At 67.4% G+C, this 380-nt stretch carries 2 protein-coding genes; both read left to right on the top strand.

All coding sequences use genetic code 11. The annotated features are described in order from the left end of the window. Nucleotides 1–233 (top strand): ethanolamine ammonia-lyase subunit EutB (gene eutB, locus ACCC94_RS30125; RefSeq protein WP_413353224.1); only part of this gene is annotated, 233 nt, incomplete at its 5' end. A 25-nt stretch (nucleotides 234–258) separates the two neighbouring features. Beyond that, nucleotides 259–380: ethanolamine ammonia-lyase light chain EutC (locus ACCC94_RS30120; RefSeq protein ID WP_413353225.1), on the top strand; the 122-nt coding region annotated here is incomplete at its 3' end.

The following is a 380-nucleotide window of genomic DNA, read 5'->3' as shown; positions in this document are numbered from 1 at the left end:
CCGGCATCAACTTCATCATGGGCATCCCCGGCTCCGACGACGTGATGCTCAACTACCAGACCACCTCGTTCCACGACGCGCTCTACGCGCGGCAGACGCTGGGCCTCAAGCCCGCGCCGGAATTCGAGGCATGGCTGGAACGCATGGAAATCCTCCGCCAGCAGGACGGCCGCGTGCAGATGGCCGGACAGCTTCCCGGCGCCTTCCGCCACGCGCTCGCGCAATTGTCCTGAGCGCCACTCGCCTGAGGTGTCTTCGATGAGCGACAGCTTCACCCCCAATCCCTGGCAGGAACTGCGTCGACTGACCTCCGCGCGCATCGCCCTGGGCCGCGCCGGCACCAGCCTGCCGACCGGCGCCCAGCTGGATTTCCAGTTCGC

Origin of the sequence: Pseudomonas sp. Pseusp97 (genome assembly GCF_047304025.1) — a bacterium.
GTDB lineage: Bacteria > Pseudomonadota > Gammaproteobacteria > Pseudomonadales > Pseudomonadaceae > Pseudomonas.
The sequence above is the reverse complement of the archived record's forward strand: the minus strand, read 5'-3'. Positions and strand labels throughout refer to the sequence as shown.